Annotated in this window: 7 protein-coding genes; 6 read left to right on the top strand and 1 reads right to left on the bottom strand. The window is 71.5% G+C overall.

All coding sequences use genetic code 11. From position 1 onward, the window contains the following. Both ACLEQD_RS32355 and ACLEQD_RS32350 read left to right on the top strand, forming a co-directional pair. On the top strand, positions 1-643 hold a 643-nt coding region (locus ACLEQD_RS32355), incomplete at its 5' end, for a PAS domain-containing protein (RefSeq protein WP_410389352.1). Further along, positions 604-1,725, top strand: coding sequence for an ATP-binding protein (locus ACLEQD_RS32350; RefSeq protein ID WP_410389351.1), 1,122 nt, complete (start codon positions 604-606; stop codon positions 1,723-1,725). The genes ACLEQD_RS32355 and ACLEQD_RS32350, both read left to right, overlap by 40 nt. 112 nt (positions 1,726-1,837) lie before the next feature. On the opposite strand, the gene adh is transcribed toward ACLEQD_RS32350, so the two are convergent. Beyond that, positions 1,838-3,364: an aldehyde dehydrogenase gene (adh, locus tag ACLEQD_RS32345; protein WP_410389350.1), complete on the bottom strand. Its 1,527-nt coding sequence runs from the start codon at positions 3,362-3,364 to the stop codon at positions 1,838-1,840. A 263-nt stretch (positions 3,365-3,627) separates the two neighbouring features. Between adh and ACLEQD_RS32340 the strand changes: the two genes are divergently transcribed. The 4 genes from ACLEQD_RS32340 to ACLEQD_RS32325 all read left to right on the top strand — a co-directional run. Beyond that, positions 3,628-4,299, top strand: coding sequence for a phosphoribosyltransferase (locus tag ACLEQD_RS32340; RefSeq protein ID WP_410389349.1), 672 nt, complete (start codon positions 3,628-3,630; stop codon positions 4,297-4,299). Continuing rightward, complete coding sequence (locus ACLEQD_RS32335; protein WP_410389348.1) at positions 4,296-4,997, top strand: dienelactone hydrolase family protein; 702 nt, start codon at positions 4,296-4,298, stop codon at positions 4,995-4,997. The genes ACLEQD_RS32340 and ACLEQD_RS32335 overlap by 4 nt, the downstream gene beginning before the upstream one ends. Beyond that, complete coding sequence (locus ACLEQD_RS32330) at positions 4,994-5,938, top strand: ribokinase (RefSeq protein ID WP_410389347.1); 945 nt, start codon at positions 4,994-4,996, stop codon at positions 5,936-5,938. The genes ACLEQD_RS32335 and ACLEQD_RS32330 overlap by 4 nt, the downstream gene beginning before the upstream one ends. A gap of 712 nt (positions 5,939-6,650) precedes the next feature. Further along, positions 6,651-7,575: serine/threonine-protein kinase (locus ACLEQD_RS32325; RefSeq protein WP_410389346.1), on the top strand; the 925-nt coding region annotated here is incomplete at its 3' end.

Genomic DNA, 7,575 nt, shown 5'->3' with positions numbered 1-7,575 from the left:
CGCGTGGCCGGAGCCGCGCGTCTTCCCGGCCGGGGAGCGCGCGTTCCTGGAGGCGCTGGCGCACCAGTGCGCGCAGGCGCTGGAGCGGGCCGCGCTCTACGAAGCGCTGCGCGAGCGCACGGAGCGGCTGCGGCAGGCGCTGGTGACCGGTGACATGGGCACCTGGCGGCTGGACCTGGTGCGGGGCCGGGAGCTGCGCGACGCGGCGCTCAACCACATGCTGGGCCTTCCGGCCGTGGACTCGGTGGTGCCGGTGGGGGACATGCTGGAGCGGCTGCATCCGGAGGACCGGCCGCACGTGGAGGCGGAGTTCCACCGCTACCAGCGCGAGGCGCCGGGCTTCTTCGAGCTGGAGTTCCGCGTCATGCGCCGCGACGGCGCGCGCTGGATGCACAGCGTGGGGCAGTCCTTCGCCGGGCCGGACGGCAAGGTGACGGAGCTCACCGGCGCGCTGGCGGACGTCACCCGGCGCAAGGAGGCCGAGGAGCGGCTGCAGCTGCTGCTGGACGCCAGCCGCGTGCTGGCGCTGCGCCTGGACGACGTGGAGGAGGCGCTGCCGCAGGTGGCGCGGCTGGTGGTGGACCACGTGGCCACCGGCTGCTGGTGGACCTGGCCGCGCCGGACGGCACCCTGCGGCGGGTGACGGCGGCCCACCGCGTGGCCCGTCATGACGCGCGGCTGAAGGAGGCCCTGGGCGGGACGGACCGGGGGCCCGCGCACCCGGCGCTCCAGTGCTTCCGCTCCGGGGAGGTCTGCTTCGTGTCGCGCCTGGACTTCAAGCGCTGCGACGCCGTCTCCACGAGCGACGCGCACCGGGCGCTGGTGGACAGCCTGGAGCCCACGTCGGTGCTGTCGGTGCCGCTGCGCGCGCGGGGCCGCACGCTGGGCGTCATCACGCTGTTCACCGCGGACCCGCAGCGCACGCTGGTGGCCGCGGACGTGACGATGGCGGAGGAGCTGGCGCTGCGCGTGAGCGTGGCGCTGGAGAACGCGCGCCTGTTCCACGACGCCCAGTCCGCGGTGCGGCTGCGCGACGAGTTCCTCTCCGTGGCGAGCCACGAGCTGAAGACGCCGCTCACCAGCCTCATCCTCCAGCACAACCTCATTGGCCGGGCGCTGGAGACCGCGGGCGCGCAGGGGCCCGTCATCGGGAAGCTCAACACCGCGCAGCGGCAGGTGCTCCGGCTGACGGCGCTGGTGGACAACCTGCTGGACGTGAGCCGGCTGTCCCTGGGCAAGCTGGCGCTGGAGCGCGCGGAGGTGGACCTGGTGCAGCTGACGCGCGACGCGGTGGAGCGGCTGGAGGACGTGTTCGCCCAGGCGCGGTGTCCGCTGAGGCTGGAGCTGCCGCGCACGCTGACGGGCCAGTGGGACTCGCTGCGGCTGGAGCAGGTGCTGGTGAACCTGCTCACCAACGCGGCGAAGTACGGCGCGGGCCACCCGGTGACGGTGCGCGCGGGCGTGGATGCCAGCGACGAGGTCTGGCTGGAGGTGCGCGACGAGGGCATCGGCATCGAAGCGGACGCGCTGCCGCGCCTCTTCGGCCGCTTCGAGCGCGCCGTGAGCGAGCGGCACTACGGCGGCCTGGGGCTGGGGCTCTACATCAGCCGCCAGATTGTGGAGGCGCTGGGCGGCCGCATCGAAGTGGACAGCCAGCCGGGGCAGGGCGCCACCTTCACGCTGCGGCTGCCCCGGGACCTGGCCTTCAGTGCCGCGGCCCCTTGAGCGGGGGCCCCTCCTGGAAGAGGAGCGGGCCGTGGAGGCCCTGCATCTTGCGGAGCAGGGCCTCGGCGGCCGGCGTGGCCTCGACGCGCGGCACGGGCATGGGCGGCGCGTCCTAGAAGAAGCCCATGGGCTTCGGGTCGTAGCTGACGAGCAGGTTCTTCGTCTGCTGGTAGTGATTGAGCATCATCTTGTGCGTCTCGCGGCCGATGCCGGACTGCTTGTAGCCGCCGAACGCCGCGTGCGCGGGGTACAGGTGGTAGCAGTTCACCCAGACGCGGCCCGCCTGGATGCCGCGGCCCATGCGGTACGCGGTGTTCTGGTCACGCGTCCACACGCCGGCGCCCAGGCCGTAGAGCGTGTCATTGGCCAGCGCGAGCGCGTCCTCGGCGTCCTTGAACCTCGCCACCGCGACGACGGGGCCGAAGATTTCTTCCTGGAACACGCGCATCCTGTTGGTGCCTTCGAAGATGGTGGGCTCCACGTAGTAGCCCTCCGCCAGCGCGCCCGGGAGCGCCTTGCGCCCGCCGCCGGTGAGCACCTTCGCGCCCTCCTTCCTGCCGATGTCCAGGTAGGAGAGGATCTTCTCCAGCTGGTCGTTGGAGGCCTGCGCGCCAAGCTGCGTGGAGGTGTCCAGCGGGTTGCCCTGCACGATGCGCTTCGTGCGCTCCACGGCCCTGGCCATGAACTCGTCGTAGAAGCGCTCGGCGACGAGCGAGCGGGACGGGCAGGTGCAGACCTCGCCCTGGTTGAGGGCGAACATGGCGAAGCCCTCCAGCGCCTTCTGGGCGAAGTCGTCGTCCCTGGCGAAGACGTCCTCGAAGAAGATGTTGGGGGACTTGCCGCCCAGCTCCAGGGTGACGGGGATGAGGTTCTCGGAGGCGTACTGCATGATGAGGCGGCCGGTGGTCGTCTCACCCGTGAAGGCAATCTTCGCGATGCGCTTGTTGCTGGCCAGCGGCTTGCCGGCCTCGATGCCGAAGCCGTTCACGATGTTGAGCACGCCGGGGGGCAAGAGGTCGCCCACCAGCTCCGCGAACTTGAGGACGGTGACGGGGGTCTGCTCCGCGGGCTTGAGGACGACGCAGTTGCCGGCGGCGAGCGCGGGGGCCAGCTTCCACGCGGCCATGAGCAGCGGGAAGTTCCACGGGATGATCTGCCCCACGACGCCCAGCGGCTCGGTGAAGTGGTAGGCGACGGTGTTGTCATCCAGCTGGCTGAGCGAGCCTTCCTGCGCGCGGATGCAGCCGGCGAAGTAGCGGAAGTGGTCGATGGCGAGCGGCAGGTCCGCGGCGAGCGTCTCCCGGACGGGCTTGCCGTTGTCCCACGTCTCGGAGACGGCGAGCATCTCCAGGTGCTGCTCCATGCGGTCGGCGATTTTCAGCAGGATGTTGGCGCGCTCGCCGGCGGCCGTCCTGCCCCACGCGTCCTTCGCCTTGTGCGCGGCGTCGAGCGCCTTCTCGATGTCCTCGGCCGTGGAGCGGGGAATCTCGCAGAAGGGGCGGCCGGTGACGGGGCTGATGTTCTCGAAGTACTGGCCCTTCACGGGCGGGACGAACTCACCGCCGATGTAGTTGCCGTAGCGGCTCCTGTACTCGACCTTGCTGCCCTTCTGACCCGGAGCTTCATAGACCTTCGACATGGGGGACTCCCTGCGTTGGGTTTTGACGCGCACGTGCGGGGGCTTGACGCGGCACGGACGATAGACAGGTGCTGCTCCGCGTCATGTGCAGGGAGGGGGATGTAGATGTTTGTTAATGGTTGTTCCCTGAATCGGGTGCCGAAAAGGCATACACAGTCTGCTTTGGCGGGCGTGCCAGCACCCGGGTGAGATGCGAGCGAGCGGGCAGTGTGCCCTTGCTGCCGCCCGTCGTGTCCTCCACCTCAAGAAGGTGGGGGCATGGCATGCAAATCTTTCGAGACCGCTTCGACGCCGGCCGTGCGTTGGGGCAGCGGCTCCGCGTCCTGCTTGGTGGAGGCGGAGACCTGGTGGTGCTGGCGCTGCCGCGCGGCGGCGTGCCCGTGGGCTTCGAGGTGGCGCGGATGCTCGGGGTGCCGCTGGACGTGTTCGTGGTGCGCAAGCTGGGCACGCCCGGGCATGAGGAGCTGGCCATGGGGGCCATCGCCACGGGCGGCGTCACGGTCCTCAACGAGGGCATCGTGCGCAGGCTGGGGATTGCCCGGGCGGCCATCGCGGCGGCCGTGGAGCGGGAGGCGCGGGAGCTGGCGCGGCGGGAACAGCTCTTCCGCGACGGCAGGCCTCCGGCGCGCGTCGAGGGGCGGACGGTGGTCCTGGTGGATGACGGGCTGGCCACGGGCTCCACCATGCGGGCGGCGCTCCAGGCGCTTCGCCAGCAGGCGCCCGCGCGCGTCGTGGTGGGCGTCCCGGTGGGCGCGCCGGAGACGTGCGCGGCGCTCCAGGACGAAGCGGACGCGGTCGTCTGCGTCCACACCCCGCCGCGGTTCTTCGCGGTGGGCCAGTGGTACGAGGACTTCACGCAGACCACCGACGGCGAGGTGCGTGAGCTGCTGGCGCGCGCGGCGCACGGTGAGGGGTCTGCACCGGAGGCGCCATGAACGAGCGACGGGTGTCGGAGCACGCGGTGCGGCTGGAGGCGGAGCCCGGCGTATGGCTGGAAGGAACGCTGAGCGTGCCGGAGCGCGTTTCGGGCGTGGTGCTGTTCGCGCACGGCAGCGGCAGCAGCCGCTTCAGCCCGCGCAACCGGTACGTGGCGGAAGTGCTCGAGCAGGCGGGGCTGGCGACCCTGCTCATGGACCTGCTCACGCCGGGAGAGGAGGAAGCCGAGCGGTGGACGCGGCACCTGCGCTTCGACATCGAGCTGCTGGCGCGACGGCTCCAGGGGGCGGTGCGGTGGCTGATGCAGGTGCCAGGGCTGGAGCGCCAGCCGCTGGGGTTGATTGGGTCGAGCACCGGCGCGGGGGCCGCGCTGGTGGCCGCGGGGCGCGCGCCCGAGGGCATTCAAGCGGTGGTGTCCCGGGGCGGCCGTCCGGACCTGGCGGGCGCCGTGCTGCCGGCGGTGCGGGCGCCGACGCTGCTCATCGTGGGTGGGGATGACACGCAGGTCATCGCGCTCAACTGTCAGGCGTTGGAGGCGCTGCGCACGCACAAGCAACTGGAGATCGTCCCCGGGGCGACCCACCTGTTCGAGGAGCCGGGGACGCTCGAGCAGGCGGCGCTGCTGGCCCGGGACTGGTTCCTCCAGCACCTGGCCACGGCCGCGCGGGAGCGCCCGTCCACCGAGGTCCCGCCATGAGCCCGGACCTCGTGGTGGTGGGAGGCGTGGCCACGGACTACCTCGTGCGAGGCAGGTCGCTGCCGGAGCCGGGAGGCAGCGCCCAGGGCGACGTCTTCCAGGAAGCGCTCGGAGGAAAGGGAGCCAACGGCGCCGTGGCCGCCGTGAGGTTGGGGGCGCGAGTCGCGTTGGTGGCGCGGGTGGGGACGGATGGGCGTGGCCTGACGCAGGTGGCGTGGCTGGCGCAGGAGGGCGTGGCGCTGGAGTCGGTGCTGCCCGCGCCGGAGGAGCCCTCCGGCGCGGTGCTGGTGATGGTGGATGGAAGCGGGAGGAAGCAGACCTTCTCCGCGCCGGGCGCCAATCACAGACTGTCCATCCGGGATGTGTTGCGGAGCGCGGAGTCCATTGCCACCGCGCGGGTGTTGCTCGTGCAGTTGGAGGTGCCGCTGGACGCGGTCCAGGCGGCGGTCCGTCTGGCGCGTGCCGCGGGTGTCCGGGTGGTGTTGGATCCCGCGCCGGCCGTGCCGTTGCCGGAGGTGTTGCTGGAGGACGTGCACGTGCTCCGGCCCAACGCCTCCGAGGCCCGGACGCTGACGGGCATCCGGGTGCATGACCGCGCTTCCGCGCGGCGAGCCGCCATCAATCTGCTGATGCGAGGCGTGGGGGCGGCCATCATCGCGGCGCCGGGGGGCAGCCTCCTGGTGTCACGGGAGGAGGAGGCGTGGCTGCCGCACCTGCCGGTGGACACGGTGGATACCACCGGAGCGGGGGATGCCTTCTGCGCGGCGCTCTGTGTCGCCCTGGCGGAGTCCCAGCCGCTCCTCACCGCCGCGCGCTTCGCGCACGCCGCCGCGGCCATCGCGACGACGCGGCTGGGAGCGCAGGCGGGGCTGCCGTATCGGGATGAAGTGGAAGGCCTGCTCGCGGACGTGAAGCCCGACGTCCAGCCCGCACCGTCGTAGCGAAGACCTCCGGGAGACATGCTCCAGCGGCGGATCCGCGAGGAGAACGGCATCGCCTCGGAACCGCGTCCCCACCGCACGCAGCCGCGTTCCGCCAGCAGCCGCGAAAGTCCCGCCATCCGCGCAGGCCGCTTCATCCCAGGCCGATTTGTCGGCGTCCCGACACAGTTGGATCCGTACGTTCCTCTAGCGCCGCAGCGTCTTCCCGGCACCCGCAGGGAGAGTCGCAATCTCGGCTTTCTTCGAGAGCGAACGACATGTTTTCCAGCGTGGATGTTCATGTCGCTGCGCACTGGAAACCCGCACGGCGTGCTGTCATCTTGAAGGGACTGCGCGGCGCGGCAGGAAGGTTGACGGTGGGTGGGCGGAAAACGCCCAAGGTCTTCTGGACCCAACGTATTGGGATGTGCAGGGCGGAAAACGTTTCCGTCTCGGGGCTGTAAAAACTCCCCGAAATCGAGGGGTGTCTGCTGATGAGCTGGGACCCAGGACGCATCCGAGTGTCGCAAAAGCGAAGCGGATCAACCGGTTGGCGTGGCCGTCCGCGCGAACCGGAAAGCCCCGGCTCCTGGCACAGGGCTCGCATCGGCCGCTGACGCTGTTCCACCCCCGCATCGCCTTCCCCAGGTTCCGGTCCCTCGTGCTCGCCCCGTCGCCTCTCCTCTGCTCCTGCGGTCAGCTCCACTCGAACGCGGAGGCGTGTCCCACGCTGATGCGCGGGCTCGACCTCAACGGCGGGACGATGCTCTACGCCGGCACGCCGCCGCCGGGACCGGCTTCCGCGCTGCAGCCCGCCACGCCCTCGCCCATGTCGTCTCCCACGCCCGTGGTGCCCTCCCTCGTGGGCCAGGAGTTCGGCCGCTTCCGCGTCGTGCGCGAGCTGGGGCGCGGCGGCATGGGCACCGTGTTCCTCGCGGAGCACACGCTCATCCAGAAGCGCGTGGCCATCAAGGTGCTCCACGCGCACCTGGCCCAGGCCCCGGAGCTCGTCGCGCGCTTCCTCTCCGAGGCCCGCACGCTCACGCTGGTGCAGCACGAGAACGTCGTCACCCTCTACGACCTGGACTCGCGCGACGGGCGCCCGTACCTCGTCATGGAGTACCTGGAGGGGGACAGCCTGGCCAGCTTCGCCCGCGGCCCCATGGCCCCGGCGCTGGTGGTGGACCTGATGACGCAGGTGTGTGACGCCCTGGGCGCCGCGCACGCGCACGGCATCGTCCACCGCGACCTGAAGCCCGCCAACGTCTTCCTCGTCCCCAGCCCCAGCGGCAAGCAGCGCGTGAAGCTGCTCGACTTCGGCATCGCCAAGCTGCTGTCCCGCCCCGCCGGGGAGATGACCACGGAGGTCGGCGTCCTGCTGGGCACGCCGGAGTTCATGGCCCCCGAGCAGTGCGGCGACGGGCTCGTGGACGCGCGCAGCGACCTCTACGCGGCCGGCGTGCTCGCGTACCTGCTGCTCACCGGCCAGGTGCCCTTCTACGGCCGCACCGCCGCCGAAATCCTGGTGGGCCACCTGCAGAAGGAGCCCGTCCCGCCGCACGAGGTGAACCCCGCCGTGCCGGAGGCCCTGTCGCGCGTCCTGCTGCGCGCGCTGGCCAAGCGGCCCGAACACCGCTTCGCCTCCGCCGCGGAGCTGC

This window comes from Corallococcus sp. 4LFB, assembly GCF_046520365.1.
GTDB classification, from domain to species: Bacteria; Myxococcota; Myxococcia; order Myxococcales; family Myxococcaceae; genus Corallococcus; species Corallococcus caeni.
This window is presented reverse-complemented; position numbering and strand designations above follow the sequence as displayed.

Excerpts from the sequence above, each read along its gene's own strand:
- ACLEQD_RS32330 (WP_410389347.1), top strand. The coding sequence starts at position 4,994 with ATGAGCCCGGACCTCGTGGTGGTGGGAGGCGTGGCCACGGACTACCTC.
- ACLEQD_RS32335 (WP_410389348.1), top strand. The coding sequence starts at position 4,296 with ATGAACGAGCGACGGGTGTCGGAGCACGCGGTGCGGCTGGAGGCGGAG.
- adh (WP_410389350.1), bottom strand. The coding sequence starts at position 3,364 with ATGTCGAAGGTCTATGAAGCTCCGGGTCAGAAGGGCAGCAAGGTCGAG.
- ACLEQD_RS32340 (WP_410389349.1), top strand. The coding sequence starts at position 3,628 with ATGCAAATCTTTCGAGACCGCTTCGACGCCGGCCGTGCGTTGGGGCAG.